This is a genomic window from Aquipseudomonas alcaligenes NBRC 14159 (assembly GCF_000467105.1).
Taxonomy (GTDB): Bacteria; Pseudomonadota; Gammaproteobacteria; order Pseudomonadales; family Pseudomonadaceae; genus Aquipseudomonas; species Aquipseudomonas alcaligenes.
This window is the reverse complement of record NZ_BATI01000006.1, coordinates 206,274-227,829: the sequence shown is the minus strand read 5'-3', so window position 1 is coordinate 227,829 and position 21,556 is coordinate 206,274. Positions and strand designations below refer to the sequence as shown.

At 65.0% G+C, this 21,556-nt stretch carries 23 protein-coding genes; 7 read left to right on the top strand and 16 right to left on the bottom strand.

Going from position 1 to position 21,556, the window contains the following annotated elements:
- Nucleotides 1-14: 14 nt before the first annotated feature.
- Nucleotides 15-881 (top strand): alpha/beta fold hydrolase, encoded by an 867-nt coding sequence (locus PA6_RS04320; protein ID WP_021699659.1) that lies wholly within the window; start codon nucleotides 15-17, stop codon nucleotides 879-881.
- Nucleotides 882-937: 56 nt separating this feature from the next.
- On the opposite strand, the gene PA6_RS04315 is transcribed toward PA6_RS04320, so the two are convergent.
- The 4 genes from PA6_RS04315 to PA6_RS04300 all read right to left on the bottom strand — a co-directional run bounded on the left by PA6_RS04315 (nucleotide 938) and on the right by PA6_RS04300 (nucleotide 4,569).
- Nucleotides 938-1,729 carry an ABC transporter ATP-binding protein gene (locus PA6_RS04315; protein ID WP_021699658.1) on the bottom strand — a complete coding sequence of 264 codons (792 nt, stop codon included), beginning with the start codon at nucleotides 1,727-1,729 and terminating at the stop codon, nucleotides 938-940.
- 10 nt (nucleotides 1,730-1,739) lie between these two features.
- The gene (ntrB, locus tag PA6_RS04310) at nucleotides 1,740-2,597 is read right to left on the bottom strand and encodes a nitrate ABC transporter permease (protein WP_021699657.1); all 858 of its coding nucleotides are present in this window, start codon (nucleotides 2,595-2,597) and stop codon (nucleotides 1,740-1,742) included.
- 14 nt (nucleotides 2,598-2,611) lie between these two features.
- Nucleotides 2,612-3,895 carry a CmpA/NrtA family ABC transporter substrate-binding protein gene (locus PA6_RS04305; protein ID WP_021699656.1) on the bottom strand — a complete coding sequence of 428 codons (1,284 nt, stop codon included), beginning with the start codon at nucleotides 3,893-3,895 and terminating at the stop codon, nucleotides 2,612-2,614.
- A gap of 362 nt (nucleotides 3,896-4,257) precedes the next feature.
- Entirely contained in the window at nucleotides 4,258-4,569 is a 312-nt protein-coding gene (locus tag PA6_RS04300; protein ID WP_021699655.1) for a hypothetical protein, read from the bottom strand.
- A 133-nt stretch (nucleotides 4,570-4,702) separates the two neighbouring features.
- Between PA6_RS04300 and PA6_RS04295 the strand changes: the two genes are divergently transcribed.
- Nucleotides 4,703-5,089, top strand: coding sequence for a hypothetical protein (locus PA6_RS04295; RefSeq protein ID WP_021699654.1), 387 nt, complete (start codon nucleotides 4,703-4,705; stop codon nucleotides 5,087-5,089).
- A 39-nt stretch (nucleotides 5,090-5,128) separates the two neighbouring features.
- On the opposite strand, the gene alaC is transcribed toward PA6_RS04295, so the two are convergent.
- From alaC to acnB, 7 genes are all read right to left on the bottom strand, one after another.
- Nucleotides 5,129-6,385 (bottom strand): alanine transaminase, encoded by a 1,257-nt coding sequence (alaC, locus tag PA6_RS04290; RefSeq protein ID WP_021699653.1) that lies wholly within the window; start codon nucleotides 6,383-6,385, stop codon nucleotides 5,129-5,131.
- 288 nt (nucleotides 6,386-6,673) lie between these two features.
- A complete protein-coding gene (locus tag PA6_RS04285) occupies nucleotides 6,674-8,020 on the bottom strand; it encodes a pyridoxal phosphate-dependent decarboxylase family protein (RefSeq protein WP_021699652.1) in 1,347 nt (448 codons plus the stop codon).
- Between the two features lie 160 nt (nucleotides 8,021-8,180).
- Nucleotides 8,181-8,630 (bottom strand): hypothetical protein, encoded by a 450-nt coding sequence (locus tag PA6_RS04280; protein ID WP_021699651.1) that lies wholly within the window; start codon nucleotides 8,628-8,630, stop codon nucleotides 8,181-8,183.
- A gap of 25 nt (nucleotides 8,631-8,655) precedes the next feature.
- On the bottom strand, nucleotides 8,656-9,234 hold the full coding sequence (locus PA6_RS04275; protein ID WP_021699650.1) for an ANTAR domain-containing response regulator: 579 nt from the start codon (nucleotides 9,232-9,234) through the stop codon (nucleotides 8,656-8,658).
- 20 nt (nucleotides 9,235-9,254) lie between these two features.
- Nucleotides 9,255-10,469: a CmpA/NrtA family ABC transporter substrate-binding protein gene (locus PA6_RS04270; RefSeq protein WP_021699649.1), complete on the bottom strand. Its 1,215-nt coding sequence runs from the start codon at nucleotides 10,467-10,469 to the stop codon at nucleotides 9,255-9,257.
- 185 nt (nucleotides 10,470-10,654) lie between these two features.
- Nucleotides 10,655-10,867, bottom strand: coding sequence for a YgdI/YgdR family lipoprotein (locus PA6_RS04265; RefSeq protein ID WP_021699648.1), 213 nt, complete (start codon nucleotides 10,865-10,867; stop codon nucleotides 10,655-10,657).
- 116 nt (nucleotides 10,868-10,983) lie between these two features.
- On the bottom strand, nucleotides 10,984-13,593 hold the full coding sequence (gene acnB / locus PA6_RS04260) for a bifunctional aconitate hydratase 2/2-methylisocitrate dehydratase (RefSeq protein WP_021699647.1): 2,610 nt from the start codon (nucleotides 13,591-13,593) through the stop codon (nucleotides 10,984-10,986).
- A gap of 444 nt (nucleotides 13,594-14,037) precedes the next feature.
- On the opposite strand from acnB, the gene PA6_RS04255 reads away from it, so the two are divergent.
- Nucleotides 14,038-14,514 (top strand): DUF1289 domain-containing protein, encoded by a 477-nt coding sequence (locus tag PA6_RS04255; protein WP_021699646.1) that lies wholly within the window; start codon nucleotides 14,038-14,040, stop codon nucleotides 14,512-14,514.
- Nucleotides 14,515-14,565: 51 nt separating this feature from the next.
- On the opposite strand, the gene PA6_RS04250 is transcribed toward PA6_RS04255, so the two are convergent.
- Entirely contained in the window at nucleotides 14,566-15,429 is an 864-nt protein-coding gene (locus PA6_RS04250; RefSeq protein WP_021699645.1) for a universal stress protein, read from the bottom strand.
- A 150-nt stretch (nucleotides 15,430-15,579) separates the two neighbouring features.
- On the opposite strand from PA6_RS04250, the gene miaE reads away from it, so the two are divergent.
- A complete protein-coding gene (miaE, locus tag PA6_RS04245; RefSeq protein WP_021699644.1) occupies nucleotides 15,580-16,188 on the top strand; it encodes a tRNA-(ms[2]io[6]A)-hydroxylase in 609 nt (202 codons plus the stop codon).
- Nucleotides 16,189-16,245: 57 nt separating this feature from the next.
- On the opposite strand, the gene PA6_RS04240 is transcribed toward miaE, so the two are convergent.
- The 3 genes from PA6_RS04240 to pyrC form a co-directional block, all read right to left on the bottom strand.
- A complete protein-coding gene (locus PA6_RS04240) occupies nucleotides 16,246-16,464 on the bottom strand; it encodes a bacterioferritin-associated ferredoxin (RefSeq protein ID WP_021699643.1) in 219 nt (72 codons plus the stop codon).
- 184 nt (nucleotides 16,465-16,648) lie between these two features.
- Complete coding sequence (rnt, locus tag PA6_RS04235; protein ID WP_021699642.1) at nucleotides 16,649-17,323, bottom strand: ribonuclease T; 675 nt, start codon at nucleotides 17,321-17,323, stop codon at nucleotides 16,649-16,651.
- Nucleotides 17,320-18,366: a dihydroorotase gene (gene pyrC, locus PA6_RS04230; RefSeq protein WP_021699641.1), complete on the bottom strand. Its 1,047-nt coding sequence runs from the start codon at nucleotides 18,364-18,366 to the stop codon at nucleotides 17,320-17,322. The genes rnt and pyrC overlap by 4 nt, the downstream gene beginning before the upstream one ends.
- 141 nt (nucleotides 18,367-18,507) lie before the next feature.
- On the opposite strand from pyrC, the gene PA6_RS04225 reads away from it, so the two are divergent.
- The 3 genes from PA6_RS04225 to gloA all read left to right on the top strand — a co-directional run bounded on the left by PA6_RS04225 (nucleotide 18,508) and on the right by gloA (nucleotide 21,281).
- Nucleotides 18,508-19,479 carry a flagellar protein MotY gene (locus PA6_RS04225; protein WP_021699640.1) on the top strand — a complete coding sequence of 324 codons (972 nt, stop codon included), beginning with the start codon at nucleotides 18,508-18,510 and terminating at the stop codon, nucleotides 19,477-19,479.
- Nucleotides 19,480-19,597: 118 nt separating this feature from the next.
- Nucleotides 19,598-20,815: an argininosuccinate synthase gene (locus PA6_RS04220; protein WP_021699639.1), complete on the top strand. Its 1,218-nt coding sequence runs from the start codon at nucleotides 19,598-19,600 to the stop codon at nucleotides 20,813-20,815.
- Nucleotides 20,816-20,888: 73 nt separating this feature from the next.
- Nucleotides 20,889-21,281, top strand: a complete 393-nt coding sequence (gloA, locus tag PA6_RS04215) for a lactoylglutathione lyase (protein ID WP_021699638.1) — start codon at nucleotides 20,889-20,891, stop codon at nucleotides 21,279-21,281.
- A gap of 53 nt (nucleotides 21,282-21,334) precedes the next feature.
- Here gloA and PA6_RS04210 read toward each other — a convergent pair whose 3' ends face one another.
- Complete coding sequence (locus tag PA6_RS04210) at nucleotides 21,335-21,517, bottom strand: PA3496 family putative envelope integrity protein (protein WP_021699637.1); 183 nt, start codon at nucleotides 21,515-21,517, stop codon at nucleotides 21,335-21,337.
- Nucleotides 21,518-21,556 lie beyond the last annotated feature (39 nt).

Sequence of the window (21,556 nt, the reverse complement as noted above, 5' to 3'; positions counted from 1 at the left end):
CAGGAGTGAGTGCCATGGTCGATGCCCTACAGTTCGCCGGTGGCAAGTTCCATTGCCCGGTCACGCTTTATGCGGCGCACCCCGAAGCGAGCAGAACTCTGGTGATCCTGCCGGCCCTGGGCGTCACGGCGCGCAAGTATGCGGGCCTGGCCCAGCGCCTGGTGGCGGCCGGTCACAACGTGCTGGTAGCCGACTGGCCGGGGCAGGGCGAGAGTCTGCCGCGGCCTGGCTGGCGCTTCAATTACGGCTACCGCCAGCTGGTCGAGGAATTCCTGCCCAAGCTGTTGCAGCTGGCGCGACGGCATTTTCCCCAGGCCGTCCCCGTGCTGCTGGGGCACAGCCTCGGCGGCCATATCGCCACCCTCTATGCTGCCGCCAACCCGGACAGCCCGGTGGCGGTGATCGGTGTGGCCTGCGGCAATATCCACTACCGCCACTGGCAGGGGCCGAGTCGCTTGCTGACCCCGAGTGTGGCGCTGCTGTTCGGGCTGCTCGCCAGCCTGCTCGGTCATCTGCCCGGACAGCGCCTTGGCTTTGGTGGCCGTGAGGCGCGCTCGCTGATGCGCGACTGGGGGCGGGTGGCTTTCACTGGTCATTATCGCCATCTGGACCTGACCCTGGCGCCGGCGGCGCGCAACCGGGTGGCCTCGCTGTACATCCAGATCGAGGGCGACAAGTTTGCCCCGCCCGCCTCCACGCAGGGCCTGGCCGAACTGATCCAGGTCGAGCCGCAGCTGCTCTATCTGGCTTCGCCGCGCCCGCCGCAGGAGAACCCGCACAGCGCCTGGCTGCGTGCCCCACAGTCTGTGGTCGACTGCATCGGTCAGTGGCTGGCGACCTCGACAGGCAGTCCGCGCGAGATGGCTTTGGCGCAGCCCTGATAGCCGTGCGGCGAGAAAAAGCCCGGCACCTGGCCGGGCTGATCATGCCTTCGTGCTCAAGCCGCGGGGCGTTGCTGGCGCTGGTAGAGGAACTCCAGCACGGCCGTGCGGTACTCGTGGTACTGGCTGTCGTTGGCCAGGGCCAGGCGGTCGCGTGGGCGCGCCAGCTCGACGCGGACGATGTCGCCGATGGTCGCCGCCGGGCCGTTGGTCATCATCACGATGCGATCCGACAGCAGCACTGCCTCGTCCACGTCATGGGTCACCATCACCACGGTGCTGTGGGTCTGGCCGACGATGCGCAGCAGCTCGTCCTGCAGGTGGGCGCGGGTCAGGGCATCGAGGGCGCCAAAGGGCTCGTCCATCAGCAGCACCTTGGGCTCCATGGCCAGCGCGCGGGCGATGCCGACGCGCTGCTTCATGCCGCCGGAGATCTCGTTGGGGTGCTTGTGAGTAGCGTGGCTCAGGCCCACCATATTGAGCGCCTGCAGGGTGCGTTCCTTCAGCTGCGCCTTGCTTTCCTTGCCGCCGAATACTCGTTCTACCGCCAAGTGGACGTTACCGAAGCAGGTCATCCAGGGCAGCAGGCTGTGGTTCTGGAACACTACGGCGCGCTCCGGGCCGGGGCCGTCGATCTCGCGGCCGTTGCAGATCAGCCCGCCCTCGCTGGCTTCCAGCAGGCCGGCGATCAGGTTGAGCACGGTGGATTTGCCGCAGCCGGAGTGGCCGATCAGCGAGACGAACTCGCCCTTGGCGATGCTCAGGTTGACGTCACTGAGGGCCTGGAAGCGCCCCTTCTTGGTGTCGAAGTGTTTGCTGACGGCGGTCAGCTCGACGAACTTGTCCATGCACGGCTCCTTAATTCGCGTAGTCGAAGCGCTTGGCCAGCAGCAGGAGCGCCTGCTCCAGGGCCAGGCCGACCAGGCCGACGATGATGATGGCGATGAGGATGTGTTCGACGTTGAGGTTGTTCCACTCGTCCCACACCCAGAAGCCCAGGCCGATGCCGCCGGTGAGCATTTCCGCGGCGACGATCACCAGCCAGGCCACGCCGATGGCCAGGCGGATGCCGGTCATCAGGTGCGGCAGCACGGCGGGGAACAGGATGCGCGTCAGCACCTTGAACTCCGACAGCTTGAGCACGCGGGCCACGTTGAGGTAGTCCTGCGGCACGCTGGCCACGCCGGCGGCAGTGTTGAGGATGATCGGCCAGATCGAGCTGATGAATATCACCCAGATCGAAGCGGGGCCGGCGGCCTCGAACACCAGCAGGCCGATCGGCAGCCAGGCCAGTGGCGACACCGGGCGCAGCAGGCTGATGATCGGCGCGAGCATGCCGGCGAGGAAGGCGAAGCGGCCGATGGCAAAGCCCAGCGGAATGCCGATCAGCGCCGCCAGGCCGAAGCCGACGCCGACCCGGCCCAGCGAGTTGAGGATGTTCCAGCCGATACCCATGTCGTTGGGGCCGTTGTCGTAGAACGGGTCGGCGAACAGCTCGATGGCCGAGTGCCAGGTCGACAGCGGCCCCGGTAGGCCTTCGCTGCGCGCCGCCACCAGGGCCCATAGGCCGATGAACAGGGCGATGCCGAGCAGTGGCGGGATGGCCGCCTTGCACAGGGCGGCGAGCGCCTCCGCGCCCGGCGATGCCGGACGCGGAGGCACGCTGGACGTGGCGGCTTTGACCACCGGCAGTGGCGCGTTGACTGGGGCATTCATGCTCACTTACCTCCTCAGGCCTTGATCGCGAAGGACGCGGCGTAGGCGGCCGGGTTGGAACCGTCCCAGACCTTGCCGTCGATCAGCGTGCTGGCGCGCAGCGGGCTGCTCGGTACGGCCAGGCCGAGGGCGTTGGCCGCCTCGCTGTAGAGCTTGGTCTGGTTGACCTGGGCGGCCACGGCGGCGTAGTCCGGATCGTCCTTGAGCAGGCCCCAGCGCTTGAACTGGGTGAGGAACCACATGCCATCGGAGTGGTAGGGGAAGTTCACGCTGCCGTCCTTGCAGAAGGCCATGGCGTGTTGGTCCTGCCAGCTGTTGCCCAGGCCGTCCTCGTAGTGGCCGAGGAAGCGCTGTTCGATGACTTCGGCCGGCGCGTTGACGTAGGCCTTGCCGGAAATCAGCTTGGCAGTGGCCTTCTTGTTTTCCGCGCTGGCCTCGATGAAGCGGCTGGCGTCGAGCAGGGCCATGACCAGGGCGCGTGCGGTGTTGGGGTTCTGCTCGACGAACTCGCGCGAGCAGCCCAGCACTTTCTCCGGGTGGTCGGCCCAGATCTGCTGGGTGGTGACGGCGGTAAAGCCGATCTTGTCGTGAATCGCCCGCGCGCCCCAGGGCTCGCCGACGCAGAAGCCGTCCATGTTGCCAACGCGCATGTTGGCCACCATCTGCGGCGGCGGCACGGTGATGGTCTTGACGTCGGTGAAGGGGTTGATGCCGTGGTGGGCCAGCCAGTAGTAAAGCCACATGGCGTGCGTGCCGGTGGGGAAGGTCTGGGCGAAGGTCAGCGGGTTGCCGCCCTTTTTGATATGCGCGGCAAGCTGCTCGCCGGTGGTGACGCCGGCTTCCTTGAGCTGCTTGGAGAGGGTGATGGCCTGGCCGTTCTGGTTCAGGCCCATGAGCACCGCCATGTCCTTCTGCGGGCCGGCGACGCCCAGCTGGGAGCCGTACATCATGCCGTAGAGCACATGCGAGGCATCCAGCTCGCCGGTGTTGAGCTTGTCGCGCACACCGGCCCAGGAGGCCTCCTTGCTCGGCGTGATGCTCAGGCCGTACTTGGCGGCGAAGCCCTGGGTGGCGGCGACCACCACCGAGGCGCAGTCGGTCAGCGGAATGAAGCCGATCTTCAGCGCGGCTTTTTCCGGGGCATCGGAGCCGGCGGCGTAGGCGGCGCTGCGCAGGAAGCCAGGGGCGGACAGGCCGAGGGCGGCGATGCCGCCAACGGTGCCGGCGATGGCGATGGACTGCTTGAGGAAATTGCGGCGGCTGTTGTCGACCGGTTTTTTCGAATCACGCTCACTCATGGGGTGTTCCTTGTCATGGGCAATAAAAAACGGCGTACGCCAGAACGCCCGATGGGGGAGGGAGTTCTGACGGACGCCGTTGTCCGTGATCCGCGGCTCACCGCCGTTGGTGTGCTGCGCTGGAATCTGACAGGGCTTTTGCAAGGGGCTTGCCAGTTTTTCCGCGCCCTCTGTGGTCGGCGGCAACGGAGGGCCTGTCATGCGCCTCGCTGGCTTGCAGATAGCTTGTGAATCAGTGGCTTAGGCGCTGCCGTGAAGGCTGGGGGCGGCGCTGGCAGGCGCAGGGGCGGGAGGTGGATCTGCACCGTGCAGGAGCCTGGCCTGCACGGGCGTGAACGCTTTTGGTTCGGAACGCTGGCGCTTCAGACGCGCTGGCGTTGCGCCTCCTCGACGTATTCCTTGAGCCAGCGCAACACTTCCACCGCCTCCCAGCGGCCGGGATCGAACAGCGCGTAGGCCTGGCCCTGGTAGCCGACCACGTCGACCTGGCGGTGATAGCCGGCACGCTGCAGCAGCGCTTCGATCTCGGCGAAGCAGGTATTGAAATGCACGCGCCTGAAGGGCGTCTTGCTGCCGGTGACCAGGCCTTCCAGGCGCAGCTCGTCGACCGTGGCGCGGATGCTCTCCAGCGGCATCTGGTTCACTTTGTTCTTCAGCTGCAGTACGTCCAGCATGGTCGATCTCCTCGGGTTCCAGGGCCGCACAAGAGTAAATGAAAAGTACTGTACAAATAAACACTACTGGATAATAGTACAGCTCAAGTGCCGTCGGCGCATCGCAACCGAAGTCGGAACAGGAGTCGCTTATATGCACCACAAGCTGATGACATTTCTGCTGTTGGCCATGCTGGCGGGCTGTGCCCAGCCGCAGCTGGAACAACCCAAGGCCAACGGTGCCTACCTGGTGATCGAGGGCGGCGCGGCTTGGGCCGTACTGGTGCGTGATGGCAAACGGGTCGAGGAGGCCGGCAGGGTGCTCGACGTGGTCAAGCTGCCGGGGCAGGAATCGAGCATCGCCGCCAGCTACGTGATCGAAACGCCCAATTGCGGGCGCCTGCAGTGGCTGACCGAGCGCGGTGGCGAGGGTGAGGTGACACGCTTGGCGCATGGTGCCGGCGAGGCCCTGGAGCGGCCCGGCTGCAGCATTGCCAGCGACCTGTCACGGGCCTGGACGGCGCTGGATTACTCGGGCTGAAATGAAAAGGCCCCGACTCGGGTCGGGGCCTTGGCCTTCTTACACCGCCGCAGGCTTGGCCTTGCCGGTGGCGCGTTTCGGCTTGGCGGGCGGTGCCTCGAGCAGGCCATCGGCGCGGAACATCGCCTTGATGCCGCGGATGGCCTGACGGGTACGGTCCTGGTTCTCGATCAGGGCGAAGCGCACATGGTCGTCGCCATAATCGCCGAAGCCCAGGCCCGGCGATACGCAGACCTTGGCCTCCAGCAGCAGCTTCTTGGCGAACTCCAGCGAGCCCATATGGGCATAGGGCTCGGGGATCTTGGCCCAGATGTACATGGAGGCCTTGGGCTTCTCCACCATCCAGCCGGCCTCGTGCAGGCCCTTGACCAGCATGTTGCGGCGCTGCCGGTACTGCTCGGCAATATCGCGCACGCACTGCTGGTCGCCTTCCAGGGCGGCGATGGCCGCCACCTGCAGCGGGGTGAAGGTGCCATAGTCGTGGTAGCTCTTGATCCGCGCCAGAGCGCTGACCAGCTCCGGATTACCGACCATGAAGCCGATACGCCAGCCGGCCATGTTGTAGCTCTTGGACAGGGTGAAGAACTCCACGGCGATGTCCTTGGCGCCCGGCACCTGCATGATCGACGGGGCTTTCCAGCCGTCGTAGACGATGTCGGCGTAGGCCAGGTCGTGGATCACCAGCACGTCGTACTGCTTGGCCAGGGCCACCACGCGCTCGAAGAAGTCCAGCTCCACGCATTGCGCGGTGGGATTGGAGGGAAAGCCGAGGATCATCATCTTCGGTTTCGGAATGGCTTCGCGGATGGCCCGCTCCAGCTCGGCGAAGAAATCCACACCCGGTACCAGCGGCACCGAGCGCACCTGGGCGCCGGCGATCACTGCGCCGTAGATGTGGATGGGGTAGCTGGGGTTGGGCACCAGCACGGTGTCGCCGTGGTCCAGGGTGGCCAGCATCAGGTGCGCCAGACCTTCCTTGGAACCGATGGTGACGATGGCTTCGCTTTCCGGGTCGATCTCCACGTCATAGCGGTCCTTGTACCAGCGCGAGATGGCGCGGCGCAGGCGCGGGATGCCGCGGGAGGTGGAGTAGCCGTGGGTGTCTTCGCGCTGGGCGACCTGCACCAGCTTTTCGACGATATGCGGCGGGGTGGCGCCGTCCGGATTGCCCATGCTGAAGTCAATGATGTCCTCGCCACGGCGGCGGGCGGCCATCTTCAGTTCGGCGGTGATGTTGAAAACGTAGGGGGGGAGACGATCGATGCGCGCAAAGCGGCGCTTGGCATTGTCAGCCATGCTGTCCTCGAAGTACGTAAGCGCCCGGAACCGTCCGAGCGACGCAGGCCACCTGTGTGTGGCCTGGCGCGAAGATAAGGTGGCGGGCCTGCCGTTGTCCAGAGCAGTTCTGCGGCAATGGGACGGAGCAGTTGTTGGAATCAGGGGCGTGTCTGCACAGCGGGTCGGGTACATGCGGCTCGTTTTGGCTCCCTCTCCCGTTTACGGGAGAGGGCTGGGGAGAGGGGCTGTGAGCCAACACCCTCTCCCTCAGCCCTCTTCCACGAGTGTTAGAGGGGAGTTGCTGCGTCAGAGCTGTCGCTTCAGGCGCAGCAGCAGATCGGCCAGGGTCTGCACGTCCGCGTCCCGGGTGCGCCATGACGACAGGCTCAGGCGAAACGCCGGGCGGCCCTGCCAGACGGTCGGACCGAACCAGACCTCGCCCGATGCCTGGGCTGCCTCGCGGATGGCGAGGGTCTGCTCATCCGAGTCGCCGCGCACCAGCACCTGGTTGAGTACTACGCGGTTGAGCACCTGGTAGCCACCGGCGCGCAGCGCCTCGGCCAGCTCGCCGGCCTGGCGGATATGGCGGTCGATCATCTCGCGCAGGCCGTCGCGGCCGAGGCTGGCCAGCGCCGCCCAGATCGCCACGCCGCGGGCGCGGCGGGAGAATTCCAGGGTCAGATTCTTCTGCGCGTCCTTGCTCGCCGTGGCGTAGGCGGCGTCGCTGTTCATCGCCGCGGCCAGGGCGTCGGCGTCGCGGCAGATTGCCATGGCGCTGTCATAGGGGGTGTTCAGCCACTTGTGGCCGTCGCTGGTCCAGCTGTCGGCCAGCTCCACGCCCTCGGCCAGGTGCGCCGAGGAGGAGGCTCTGGCCCACAGGCCGAAGGCGCCGTCGACATGTACCCAGGCGCCGGCCTCGCGGGCCCTGGGGATCAGCTCGGCGAAGTGGTCGAACTCGCCGGTGTTGACTTCGCCGGCCTGCAGGATCAGCAGGGTGCGCGCGTCCAGCGCCGGCAGGCGCGCCGGATCGATGCGCCCGTGGGCATCGACCGCGGCGTAGTGCAGGCGGTTCATGCCGAAGCCGAGAATGCGCAGGGCCTTCTTCACCGTGATGTGCGCGGATTCCGAGAGCACCACGCGGATCTCCGGCGCGCCCATCAGGCCGTCGGCATCGAAGTCCCAGCCTAGGCGGGCCAGCAGCGTGCGGCGGGCGGCGGAGAGGCAGGCCAGGGTGCAGGCGGTGGCGCTGGTGCCGAAGCCGACCGCACTTTCGCGGGGCAGGCCGAGGGCTTCGCAGACCCAGCGCCCGGCGACCTTCTCCAGGCGGTCGGCGACCGGCGAGTTGTCGAATGAGGAAGCGCACTGGTCCCAGGCCAGCACCAGGCGCTCGGCAGCCGCAGCGGCGGGGAGGGTGGCGCCGATGACGAAGCCGAAGTAGCGCGGGCCGTTGCTGGCCACGGTGGCCGGCGAGCCGACTTCGTCGAGCTGCTGCAGCACCCCCTGGGCGTCCTGTCCAGACTCGGGCAGGGGCTGCTCGAAGGCGCTAAGGGCAGCGATGGCCGGGGCATCGGGGTATACCCGGCGCTGGGCGCTGCTATCGAAATAGGCGAGGGCGCGGCGGTCGGCCTCGGCTAGCAGCTGGCGTTCGTTCATGGTGCGTACTCGGCAGGGGGAAGATGGTTCTACCCTAATCGAGTGGCACAGCGGGCCGGCAGATACAGGCTTCTATGTAGTTGAGCGGAACAGTGATGCTCCGGTGCTTAGGTTGGCCAGTACAGTTGTGGTTATGGGCGGCACAGTAGCATCTTGCGGGTCAGGTCCAAGATTGCGCCGCGCCAACTGCCATATGTACTCCTTTGCTTAGTACCTCATTGGTGAGCCCTTTCAGGGAGTCGAGCAGACCAGAGGTTGCCGCTTCTTTAAGAGATTGGCCGAGACTTTCTCCGGATAAGGAGGCGGGCGTTGCTTTGAGAGCCTCCAGAGCCTTTGTAGTCAGCACGCATCCAAGATATTGGGTTGGAAATGTACTTTGCTTTTCGTGATGCCATATGAAGCCGGCTTGAAGCAGCCAATCCATCGTATTGCTAAAGAAGCTCTCTTTTGCGCTCAATTCTGTAAGCCAGTCGGAGTCAGCGACGATGCTTCTAATCATCGGCTCCAAGACTCCAGAGGTAAGAGTCGTTCGCCGCGGAAACTCTGAGTACAGCTGGGCGAAGATCAAGCCTGTGGCCTGATCGAAACGCTCAATGTTGCTTGTTTGCATGAAACTTCCTCGGAAACAGACCTACCTAATTTCCGAGCATATCGTGCATGGCGATGATCTGCTCGGCCACCTGGATCAGCTTCTGCTGACGGCTCATGGCCTGGCGGCGCATCAGGGTATAGGCATCTTCCTCGTTGCAGCTCTTCATCTTCATCAGCAGGCCCTTGGCCAGCTCGATGCGCTTGCGTTCCGCCAGCTGGGCGTCGCGGGCCTGCAGCTGGGCGCGCAGGGCTTGGTCGCTCTCGAAACGGGCCATGGCCACGTCGAGGATCGGCTGCAGGCGGTCGGCCTGGATGCCTTCGACGATGTAGGCGCTGACCCCGGACTGAATGGCCTGGCGCATCACCTGCGGGTCGTGCTCGTCGGTGAACATGACGATCGGGCGCGGCTGGTCACGGCTGACCAGCACCACCTGTTCCATCACGTCGCGACCGGGCGATTCGGTATCGATCAGTACCACGTCGGGGCGCACCGCCTCGACCCGCTCGGGCAGGTCGATGGTCAGGCCGGATTCGTCGATCACCTCGAAGCCGGCCTCGACCAGCGCGCTCTTCAGGCGACCGACCTTCTTCGGCGTATCGTTGATCAGGAGTATGCGTAGCATCTGGCGGTTATCTCGGTCCGTTACAGGGCGATGGCGGCGGCACCGTCGGCGCGCGCATGGATGGCAAAGGAGCGGGCGTAGCCGGCCGGGTCGCTGCCGTCCCAGACGCTGCCGTCGAGCAGGGTGGAGGTGCGCATCGGCTGCTCCGGCACCGCGATGCCGAGGGCTTCGGCGGCGCTGCGGTAGAGGTCCAGTCGATGGATGCGGCGGGCGATGCCGAGGTAGTCCGGATCGTCCTTGAGCAGGCCCCAGCGGCGGAACTGGGTGAGGAACCAGATGCCATCGGACAGCCACGGCATGTTCACCTCGCCGCCGGCGAAGAAGCGCAGCGGGTGGGCGTCCAGCCAGGCGTGGCCCAGGCCGTCCTCGTACTGGCCGAGGAAGCGCGGCTGAATCGCCGAAAGCGGTGCGTCGACGTATTCGCTGCCGCTGATCAGCTGCGCGGTGCCGCGCTTGTTCTCTTCGCTCTCGTCGATGAAGCGGCTGGCTTCCAGCACGGCCATGGTCAGGGCGCGGGCGGTGTTGGGGTACTGCTCGGCGAATTCACGGGTCACGCCGAGCACCTTTTCCGGGTGGTCGGCCCAGATGTCCTGGCTGGTGGCCAGGGTGAAGCCCTGGTCCTCCTCGACCGCCAGGGCGCCCCAGGGGCCACCGGCGCAGAAGCCGTCGATACGGGCCGCGCGCAGGTGGGCGACCATCTGCGAAGGGGGCACTACCACGGTGCTGACATCCTCCAGCGGATGGATGCCCTGGGCCGCCAGCCAGTAGTACAGCCACATGGCGTGGGTACCGGTAGGGAAGGTCTGGGCGAAGGTGAGCTTTGCACCACCTTGGCGCACACGTGCGGCGAGTGCCTCGGCACTGGTCACGCCGGCCTGTTTGAGCGGCTGCGACAGGTTGATGGCCTGGCCGTTCTGGCACAGGCCCATGAGGATGGCCATCTCCGTGGCCGGGCCACCGAGCCCCTGGTCGATGCCGTAGACCTGGCCGTAGAGCATCTGCGCGGCATCCAGCTCGCCGCTCAGCAGGCGGTCGCGCAGGCCGGCCCAGGAGGCCTGGCGCTGCAGGTTGAGGGTCAGGCCGTAGGGCTGGGCGAAGCCCTGCGTGGCGGCGACGATCAGCGAGGCGGAGTCGGTCAGGGCCATGAAGCCCAGATTCAGTGCGCTCTTTTCCGGGGCATCGCTGCCGGCGACCCAGGCCAGGGCATCGCTACGGGTATTGCTGGTATCGGTCATCGTGGTTTGTTCCGCCGTTGAACAAAAAGGCGTCGCTCACGCGTGCAGCCAGTGCCCGCGGGAAACGACGCCATTGTCTGAGCGCTGTCACCGCCGTTGGTGTCAGCCTGTTGCGGTGGACCAAGCAAACGATGTGCCAGACAAAACTAACCCCGCCGAAGCGGGGTTAGGAGGGTGCTGCGAACTCAGCGTTCCAGCATCTGCCTGACCTGGGTCTGCGGGATCTGCTGCTTGCGACCCTCGCTGTCCTCGAACTCGAGCATGCCGGTATCTTTGTCCAGTTCCGGCTTGCCGTAGCTGGTGAGCATCTGCCCGTCGTTGGTGGTGATGATGTACTCGCTGGCGCAGCCGGTAAGGCCCAGCAGACACAGCGCGGCGATACAGAGATGGCGTTTCATCGTTTCACTCCCAGTGTGTGGTTATGCGGCACTCTAACCGGGCGCGAGCCCGCCGGGTGCTGCTTTGCATCAAGAAAAAGCCCCGCACGGGGCGGGGCTTGTTCACTCGGCTAGGCTCAGGCCTGGATGACCGGGATCTTCGCGTTGGCCGCGGCTTCGCGGTACTCGGCGATCTGGTCGAAGCTCAGGTAGCGGTAGATGTCGGCAGCCATGCTGTCGATATCCTTCGCGTAGGCCATGTACTCCTCGACGGTCGGCAGCTTGCCGATGATCGAGGAAACGGCGGCCAGCTCGGCCGAGGCCAGGAAGACGTCAGTGGCGTCGCCCAGGCGGTTCGGGAAGTTACGGGTAGAGGTGGAGACCACGGTGGCACCGGTCTGCACGCGTGCCTGGTTACCCATGCACAGCGAGCAACCCGGCATTTCCATGCGGGCGCCGGCCTTGCCGTAGATGCCGTAGTAGCCTTCCTCGGTCAGCTGGTGCTGGTCCATCTTGGTCGGCGGAGCCAGCCACAGGCGGGTTGGGATACCACCCTTGACCTTGTCCAGCAGCTTGCCGGCAGCGCGGAAGTGACCGATGTTGGTCATGCACGAACCGATGAACACTTCATCGATCTTGCGACCCTGCACGCTGGACAGCAGGCGGGCGTCGTCCGGATCGTTCGGGGCGCACAGGATCGGCTCCTTGACGTCGGCCAGATCGATCTCGATCACGGCGGCGTACTCGGCGTCCTTGTCGGCTTCCAGCAGTTGAGGGTTGGCCAGCCAGGCTTCCATGGCCTGGGCGCGACGCTCCAGGGTACGGGCATCGCCATAACCCTCGCCGATCATCCAGCGCAGCATGGTGATGTTGGACTTCAGGTACTCGGCGATGGCGCTTTCCGGCAGCTTGATGGTGCAACCGGCAGCGGAACGCTCGGCGGAGGCGTCGGACAGCTCGAAAGCCTGCTCGACGGTCAGCTCGTTCAGACCTTCGATCTCGAGGATGCGGCCGGAGAAGATGTTCTTCTTGCCTTTCTTCTCGACGGTCAGCAGGCCGGCCTGGATGGCGTAGTAGGGGATGGCATGGACCAGGTCACGCAGGGTGATGCCCGGTTGCAGCTTGCCCTTGAAGCGCACCAGTACGGATTCCGGCATGTCCAGCGGCATCACGCCGGTGGCGGCGGCGAAGGCCACCAGGCCGGAACCGGCCGGGAAGGAGATACCCAGCGGGAAGCGGGTGTGCGAGTCACCACCGGTGCCGACGGTGTCCGGCAGCAGCATGCGGTTCAGCCAGCTGTGGATGATGCCGTCGCCCGGACGCAGGGACACGCCGCCGCGGGTCATGATGAAGTCCGGCAGGGTGTGGTGGGTCTTGACGTCGATCGGCTTCGGATAGGCCGCGGTGTGGCAGAAGGACTGCATCACCAGGTCGGCGGAGAAGCCCAGGCAAGCCAGGTCCTTCAGCTCGTCGCGGGTCATCGGGCCGGTGGTGTCCTGGGAGCCGACGGTGGTCATCTTCGGTTCGCAGTAGGTGCCCGGACGCACGCCCTTGCCTTCCGGCAGACCGCAGGCACGGCCAACCATCTTCTGCGCCAGGGTGAAGCCCTTGCCGCTGTCGACCGGGGATTCCGGCTTCTTGAACAGGGTGGACGGGGCCAGGCCCAGCTCGGCACGCGCCTTCTCGGTCAGGCCGCGGCCGACGATCAGCGGGATACGGCCGCCGGCGCGGACTTCGTCGAGCAGTACGTCGGTCTTCAGCTGGAAGCTGGTGACCAGTTCGTCGCTGCCGTTACGGCGCACTTCGCCCTTGATCGGGTACACGTCGATGACGTCGCCCATGGCCAGGTTGGTGCAGTCGAATTCGATCGGCAGGGCGCCGGCGTCTTCCATGGTGTTGTAGAAGATCGGGGCGATCTTGGTGCCGAAGCAGAAACCACCGGCGCGCTTGTTCGGCACGTAGGGGATGTCGTCGCCGAAGAACCACAGCACCGAGTTGGTGGCGGACTTACGGGAGGAACCGGTACCGACCACGTCACCAACGTAGGCAACCGGGAAGCCTTTGGCTTTCAGCGCTTCCATCTGCTTGATCGGGCCAACGGAACCCGGCTGATCCGGGTTGATGCCGTCGCGGGCCATTTTCAGCATGGCCAGGGCGTGCAGCGGGATGTCCGGGCGGGACCAGGCATCCGGAGCCGGCGACAGGTCGTCGGTGTTGGTTTCGCCGGTGACCTTGAACACGGTCAGGGTGACTTTTTCCGGTACGGCCGGACGCTTGGTGAACCACTCGCCGTCAGCCCAGGACTGCATCACGGCCTTGGCGGCGGCGTTGCCCTTCTTGGCGCGCTCGGCGACGTCGTGGAAGGCGTCGAACATCAGCAGGGTGTGCTTGAGTTGCTCGGCGGCCACTTCGGCCAGCTCGGCGCTGTCCAGCAGCTCGACCATGGTGGCGATGTTGTAGCCGCCCTGCATGGTGCCCAGCAGTTCGACGGCACGCTTCTTGTCGATCAGCGGGGAGCTGGCTTCGCCCTTGGCCAGAGCGGAGAGGAAACCGGCCTTGACGTAGGCGGCTTCGTCCACACCCGGCGGAACACGGTTGGTGATCAGGTCAACGAGGAAGGCTTCTTCGCCAGCCGGCGGATTCTTCAGCAGCTCGACCAGGCCTGCAGTTTGCTCGGCGTTCAGCGGCTGAGGAACGATCCCCAGAGCGGCGCGCTCTTCTACGTGTTTGCGATAGGCTTCAAGCACAGTTATTACCCTCATCAGTGGTCGCGGCGGCCCGCAACGCTCATCCATAAAACCGTCGCACATTGCGCCGCTGCGCTTTGTGAGCGCACTGGCCGACGTGTCGACAGCCTCATACTAGAAGCTGCTTTCAAAGTTTTACGCCGCAGGAGCGAGGGGGGATGAGGGCTGGCGCAGCGTTGCTGCGCCAACATCGTTCCTGGCGGATAACTGTGCTCGTGACGCTTTGAAAACAGCTTCTGACGGACATCGATGCCTAAAAAGGCGGTCCGATTCTACTGGAACAGGACGCCAAAGTTAAGCGCAAACCCCGATCCAATCGGGCTCTAAGGCTACTGCCTGTCGTTTGTCTGGCAAGTCGACAAAGGTCTGGTTGGTCATGGTGACCCTCCGGGGTGGACTCGCTATCATGGGCCGCCCGTTTCATCGCGTATCTACCTGCAGCACATGTCCAGTCAGCGCATCAAGACGCCTTGCGTCGGCCTCTGTTCCACCGTCTACGGCGACCTGGTGTGTCGTGGCTGCAAGCGTTTCCACCACGAAGTGGTGAACTGGAATGCCTACAGCGACGAGGAGAAGCGTGCTGTGTGGCGGCGCCTGGAGGTGTTGCTGGTGCAGGTGATGCAGGGCAAGGTCGAGGTGTTCGATCCGCTGCGCCTGCGCGCGCAGCTGGAACAGCGTCAGGTGCGCTTCGTGCCCGAGCAGTCGGAATACTGCTGGGCCTATCAGCTGATTGCCCGCGCCTCGCGGCTGATCAGCCGCCTGGACGCCTATGGGCTGGTGCTGCTGCCGGAGTTTCGCGACTGGCCGCTGCCGGAGCTGCGCGAAGCCATCGATCGCGAGTTCTTCCTGCTCTCCGAGGCCCATTACGAGCGCTACATCGCACCGCGCTTCCTGCGTGAGGGCATGGAAGTCAGGGTCTGACCTGGCGCCATGAAAAAAGCCGCCCGAGGGCGGCTTTTTCGTGTGGGCGGCTCAGCGCTGGGCGACCAGCTCTTCCAGGTGGGCGATGATCTCGTCCGGCTTGAGCACCAGCACATCGCTTTCCAGGGCATCGAGCACCACTTCCGCCGTGTTGCCGATCAACGCGCCGGATAAGCCGGTGCGCGCCACGGTGCCGACCACGGTGACCACGGCGGACAGCTTCTGCGCGGTATAGGGAATCAGTACGTCGGCCGGGCCTTCCTCGACGTGCAGGCGATCGTCGCTGACGTCATATTCGGCCTGGAAGGCCTTGCATTGAGCACGGTAGCGCGCCTCGATGGTTTCCTTGAGCTGGAAGGTCGGGTCGGCCGCCGACAGCATGGGCGAGGGGTGCGCGCTGATCACGTGCAGCGTGCCCTTGGCCAGGTTGGCAATGTCGTAGCCGTGGCTGACGATGCCCGAATGCAGGGTACGGTGCTCGGCATCGCTGTTGCCGACATCGACAGCCGCGAGGATCACGCCGCCGGTCCAGGGGGTGTCGGTCTTGACCATCAGTACCGGGCCCGGGCAGTAGCGCAGCAGCTTCCAGTCCTCGGGGGTGAGCAGGGCCTTCTTCAGCGGGTTGTCCGGTACGTGCTGCTTGACCACCAGGCCACAGCCCTCGGCCTGCTGCACGGAGATGATGGTCTGGTACAGGCCTTCGTGCCAGGCCTGCTGGATGCTGACGCTGAAACCTTCCTCCTGCAGTGCAGCCTGTTGCTGCGCGAGGTAGTCGGCGTGTTCGCCTTTCTTGTCGCAGACCAGCAGGTGCAGATGCGACTGGGTCACTCCGGCGATCAGTTTGGCGCGTTTGAGCGCCAGACCCTCGGGGTGCTGGGGGTCCATCACCACCAGAATGCTGCGTATGGCTTGCATGAGCGTCTCCCTGTGCTTGAGGTGCTTGAATGCAGCCCACTATAGAGGCGGCCGCTGGCGGCGTCTTGACCTGCATCACGGCATCGCTGGCCCCGCGCGCCTTCATCCGTATAATGGCCCGCCTCGTTACTGCCTGCCAACATTCGTGCCGTGAATACCGAACTCAGCATCCATGACTTTCTTGCCTGCCCGACGCCCGCTGCCTGGGTCGAGGCGGCGCTGGCCGATCAGCAGACGCTGTTGATCGACCACAAGAACAACGAGTTCAAGGCGGCCTCCACGGCCATGGCGCTGATCGCCAAGTACAACCAGGCGCTCGACCTGGTCAACTTCATGTCGCGCCTGGCGCGCGAGGAGCTGGTGCACCACGAGCAGGTGCTGCGCATCATGAAGAAGCGCCGCATCGAGCCGCGCCCGGTGTCCGCTTCGCGTTATGCCTCCGGGCTGCGCAAGCAGGTGCGTAACCATGAGCCGCAGAAACTGGTCGATACCCTGGTGGTGGGCGCCTTCATCGAGGCGCGCAGCTGTGAGCGTTTCGAGGCGCTGGTGCCGCACCTGGACGAGGAGCTGGGCAAATTCTACGGCGGCCTGCTCAAGTCCGAGGCTCGCCATTTCCAGGGTTATCTCAAGCTGGCCTACCAGTATGGCGAGGCGAGCGATGTCGAGCGCGCCATCGAGCGTGTGCGTGCTACCGAGCGTGAGCTGATCGAGTCGCCGGATCAGGAGTTCCGCTTCCACAGCGGTGTGCCGCAAGGCTGAGGTTTCCTGCGGGCATGAAAAAGCCGGACCTGGGTCCGGCTTTTTTGTGTTCGGCGCTCAGGCGGCGACGAAGCTGGCCTGGCAGGCGAGGGCGCTCTGGCTGCTCTGCAGTTCACCGAGGGTATCGCGTACCACCTGCTTGGCGAGGCAGGCACACTTGCCGCACTGGGTACCCACGCCGAGGCTGTCGCGCACGTCGCGATAGCTGCAGCAGCCTTCGTAGATGGCTTCGCGGATTTGGCCGTCTGTCACACCGTGGCACAGGCAAACGTACATGCTGCAGGCTCTATCGAGTAGGGTTACTGTTGGCAGGATACTAATGTTAATGAGAATGCTTGTCAAAGATTGGCGAATTAATTTTACAGCTGCGTGAGTTTCCCTTTGGGCGCTGAGGTGCTCTCTGTTTTGCGGGCAGAAAAAACCCGGCCTGGGCCGGGTTCTTCATCACGGGGCAGGGAGCTTACTGGTCGAAATCGTCCCAGCCGCCCATTTCCTTCCAGCGGTTGACGATGCCACAGAACAGCTCGGCGGTTTTCTCGGTGTCGTAGCGCGCGGAGTGCGCTTCCTTGCCGTCGAAGTCAATGCCGGCCGCCTGGCAGGCCTTGGCCAGTACGGTCTGGCCGTAGGCGAGGCCGGCCAGCGTGGCGGTATCGAAGCTGGAGAACGGGTGGAAGGGATTGCGCTTGATGTCGCAACGGGCCACCGCGGCATTCAGGAAGCCGAGGTCGAAGCTGCTGTTGTGACCGACCAGGATGGCGCGCTTGCAGCCGTTGGCCTTGATCGACTTGCGCAGGCCACGGAAGATCTCGGTCAGTGCCTGCTCCTCGCTCACCGCCTGGCGCAGCGGGTGATCCAGCTTGATGCCGGTGAACTCCAGCGCCGCCTGCTCGATGTTGGCGCCCTCGAAGGGCTCGACGCGGAAGAAGTGCGTGTGGTCCGGATAGAGGAAGCCGCCTTCATCCATGGCGATGGTGGTTGCGGCGATTTCCAGCAGGGCGTCGGTGGCGCAGTTGAAGCCGCCGGTCTCGACATCCACCACCACCGGCAGGTAGCCGCGGAAACGCGCGGCCATCGGGTGGCGCGGGCCGGACGGCAGGCTGCCGTCGAGTTCGTCGTCGAAATGTTCCTCGCTCATGCCTGGCCCTCCTGCAGGCGCCAGCGCAGCTTCTCACCGGCACGCAGGGGGATCACCACCTGCTCGCCCAGCGGCAGCTCGGTCGGGCCGACCCAGTCCTCGCGGACCAGGGTAATGCGGTCGGTATTGCGCGGCAGGCCGTAGAAGTCCGGGCCATGACAGCTGGCGAAACCTTCCAGCTTGTCCAGCGCGTTGCGCTGCTCGAAGGCCTCGGCGTACAGCTCGATGGCGGCGTGCGCGGTGTAGCAGCCGGCGCAGCCGCAGGCGGCCTCCTTGACGTGCTTGGCGTGCGGTGCCGAGTCGGTGCCGAGGAAGAACTTCGGGTTGCCGCTGGTGGCGGCATCCAGCAGGGCATCCTGGTGGGTGTTGCGCTTGAGGATCGGCAGGCAATAGAAGTGCGGGCGAATGCCGCCGACCAGCATGTGGTTGCGGTTGTACAGCAGGTGATGGGCGGTGATGGTGGCGCCGACGTTGGCGGGCGCGGCCTTGACGAAGGCAGCGGCGTCGCCGGTGGTGATGTGCTCGAACACCACCTTCAGAGTCGGGAAACGCTCGACCACGCGGGTCAGGTGCTCATCGATGAAGCGCTTTTCACGGTCGAACACGTCGACTTCGGCGCGGGTCACCTCGCCATGCACCAGCAGCGGCAGGCCGACCTCGGCCATGGCTTCGAGCACAGGGAAGATGTTGTCGATGCTGGTCACGCCGGAGTCGGAGTTGGTGGTGGCGCCGGCCGGGTACAGCTTGGCGGCATGCACGAAGCCGCTGGCCTTGGCGGCGCGCACGTCGTCGGCAGAGGTCTTGTCGGTGAGGTAGAGCACCATCAGCGGCTCGAAGCGGCTGCCGGCCGGGCGGGCGGCGAGGATGCGCTCGCGATAGGCGCTGGCCTCATTGGCGTTGCGCACCGGCGGCACCAGGTTGGGCATGATGATGGCGCGGGCGAAGGTCCGCGCGACATCGCGGACGGTGTGCTGCAGGACGGCGCCATCGCGCAGATGGATATGCCAGTCGTCTGGGCGCAGCAGGGTAAGGCGGTCGGACATGGGAGTTCCCGGCAGGTGAAACGTGGGGCGAATGCTACCAGTTTTGCCAATGGGCCTGCTGCCGTTTCGTTACGCCTATCAAGTTTGTTCCGGCGCCGCCGATATGGACTGTGATAGCCGTTTCTCCCGACGGAGCCGACCTTGCGCCGATCCCCTGCCTTCCTGTTCAGCCTGCTCGCCTGCCTGCCCTGGTGCACGCCGGCTGCGGCCATCACTTTCCAGACGCGCATGGAGAAAGTGGAGTGGAAGGTCGAGGGTGATCAGTTCGAGTGTCGCCTCAGCCAACCCATCGCGGACTTCGGCAGCGGCGAGTTCGTGCGTCGCGCCGGCGAGCAGGCGACTTTCCGCCTCACGGTGCGCGAGCGCTGGCTGGGATCGGGTTCGGCGACCCTGCTGGCAGCGGCGGCACCCTGGCAGCCGGGGCGTGGCGACATCAACCTGGGGGCGCTGGCGGTTGGCAGCGGCCAGGTACCGTTCAACAGCAACCAGGAGCAGGCCGGACGTCTGCTCACCGGGCTGATGGAAGGGCGCAGCCCGCTGGTGCGGCATCGCACCCTGCAGGGTGGCGACAGCCTGGAAGTGCGTCTGCTGCCGATTCGTTTCAATCAGGCCTACAACGACTACCTCAAGTGCACGGCGGGCCTGCTGCCGGTGAACTTCGACCAGATCCGCCAGACCCAGCTGGGCTTCCCGAACGGCACGCAGCTGGAGCCGCTGGCCCAGGCCAAGCTCGACATCATTCTCGACTTCATCAAGGCCGACCCCAGCGTCAATCGTTTCCAGCTCGACGGCCACTCCGACAGCAGTGGCAATCGCCTGACCAACCGCGATACCTCCAGGCGTCGCGCCCTGGCGGTGGAGGAGTACCTGCGTTCCAGAGGGGTTCCCGCCGAGCAGATCATCGTGCGCTTCCATGGTGAACGCTATCCGCTGGTCAAAAACAGCAATGAAGCCAACCGTGCGCAGAACCGCCGCGTGACCCTGACGCTGTCACGTGAGCCGGTCGTGACGCCTGAGCCGGCACCTGCTGCGGCCCCCGCTGCGCCTGCGCCCGAAGCTGCGCCGGCCGCCAGTGAGCCTGCTCCCGCGGCGGCCCCGGCGGCGAAATCCTGACGTCGCGCCGGCAAATAAATCTGTCGCTTTGTCGCTAGAGTCTGTCGCGCCCCTGTAAATCATTCCACACGGCCGGTAGAATCCCCGGTTTTCCGTACAACCCGTGGAGTTGATTGGCATGGCGGACGTTAAGAAGGTAGTTCTGGCCTATTCCGGTGGCCTGGATACCTCGGTGATCCTCAAGTGGCTGCAAGACACCTATAACTGCGAAGTGGTGACCTTCACCGCCGACCTCGGCCAGGGCGAAGAGGTCGAGCCGGCCCGTGCCAAGGCCCAGGCCATGGGCGTCAAGGAAATCTACATCGACGACCTGCGCGAAGAATTCGTCCGCGACTTCGTCTACCCGATGTTCCGCGCCAACACCATCTACGAAGGCGAGTACCTGCTGGGTACCTCCATCGCCCGTCCGCTGATCGCCAAGCGCCTGATCGAGATCGCCAACGAGACCGGCGCCGACGCCATCTCCCACGGCGCCACCGGCAAGGGCAACGACCAGGTGCGTTTCGAGCTGGGCGCCTACGCGCTGAAGCCGGGCGTGAAGGTGATCGCTCCGTGGCGCGAGTGGGACCTGCTGTCCCGCGAGAAGCTGATGGACTACGCCGAGAAGCATGCCATCCCGATCGAGCGCCACGGCAAGAAGAAGTCGCCGTACTCCATGGACGCCAACCTGCTGCACATTTCCTATGAAGGCGGCGTGCTGGAAGACACCTGGACCGAGCACGAAGAAGACATGTGGAAGTGGACCGTCTCCCCGGAGAAGGCCCCGGACGCCCCGACCTACATCGAGCTGACCTACCGTAAGGGTGACATCGTCGCCATTGACGGCAAGGACATGACCCCGGCCCAGGTGCTGGCCGAGCTGAACCGCATCGGCGGTGCCAACGGTATCGGTCGCCTCGACATCGTCGAGAACCGCTACGTCGGCATGAAGTCGCGCGGCTGCTACGAGACCCCCGGCGGCACCATCATGCTGCGCGCCCACCGCGCCATCGAGTCGATCACCCTGGACCGCGAAGTGGCCCACCTGAAAGACGAGCTGATGCCCAAGTACGCCAGCCTGATCTACACCGGCTACTGGTGGAGCCCGGAGCGTCTGATGCTGCAGCAGATGATCGACGCCTCGCAGGCCAACGTGAACGGTGTGGTGCGCCTGAAGCTGTACAAGGGCAACGTCATCGTGGTCGGCCGCAAGTCCGACGACTCGCTGTTCGACGCCAACATCGCGACCTTCGAGGAAGATGGCGGCGCCTACAACCAGGCGGACGCGGCCGGCTTCATCAAGCTCAACGCGCTGCGCATGCGCATCGCCGCCGGCAAGGGCCGCAAGCTGTTCTGATAAGCTGAACGCCCGTGCCAGACGAACCCCGGCCACGAGCCGGGGTTCTGTTTTTTACGAAGAGGAAAACCTGATGAGACTGCTGCATACCATGCTGCGCGTCGGCGACATGGACCGCTCCATCGCCTTCTACACCGAAGTGCTGGGCATGACCCTGCTGCGCCGCAAGGACTACCCGGACGGCCAGTTCACCCTGGCCTTCGTCGGCTATGGCAACGAGGCCGAGAACAGCGTGATCGAGCTGACCTACAACTGGGGCGTGGATCAGTACGAACTCGGCACCGGTTACGGTCACATCGCCCTGGAAGTGGAAGACGTCTACAAGGCCTGCGAGGACATACGCTCCCGCGGCGGCAAGATCACCCGCGAACCGGGCCCGATGAAGCATGGCAGCAGCATCCTGGCCTTCGTCGAGGATCCGGACGGCTACAAGATCGAGTTGCTGTCGCCCTCGCGCAACGACTGAGGTCGCGCTGCAACGAAAAAGCCCCGCATTGCGGGGCTTTTTCTGTTCGGCTATCAGAAGTCGAAGTCGTAGTCGCTCAGCTGTTTTTTGAGGCGACGTTCCTCAAGCAGGTTGTCGATGATGCGGCGCTTGGTCAGGTTGGTCTTGGCGACTTCCACGGTGCGCTCGCCGGCGTCTTCAACTTCCTCGACGACGAAATCATCTTCGAGTTCGAGTTCTTCTTTGTCAGTGCTCATAAGGGCCCACTCCAGCGTTCGGAATGCTGATGGCGCACC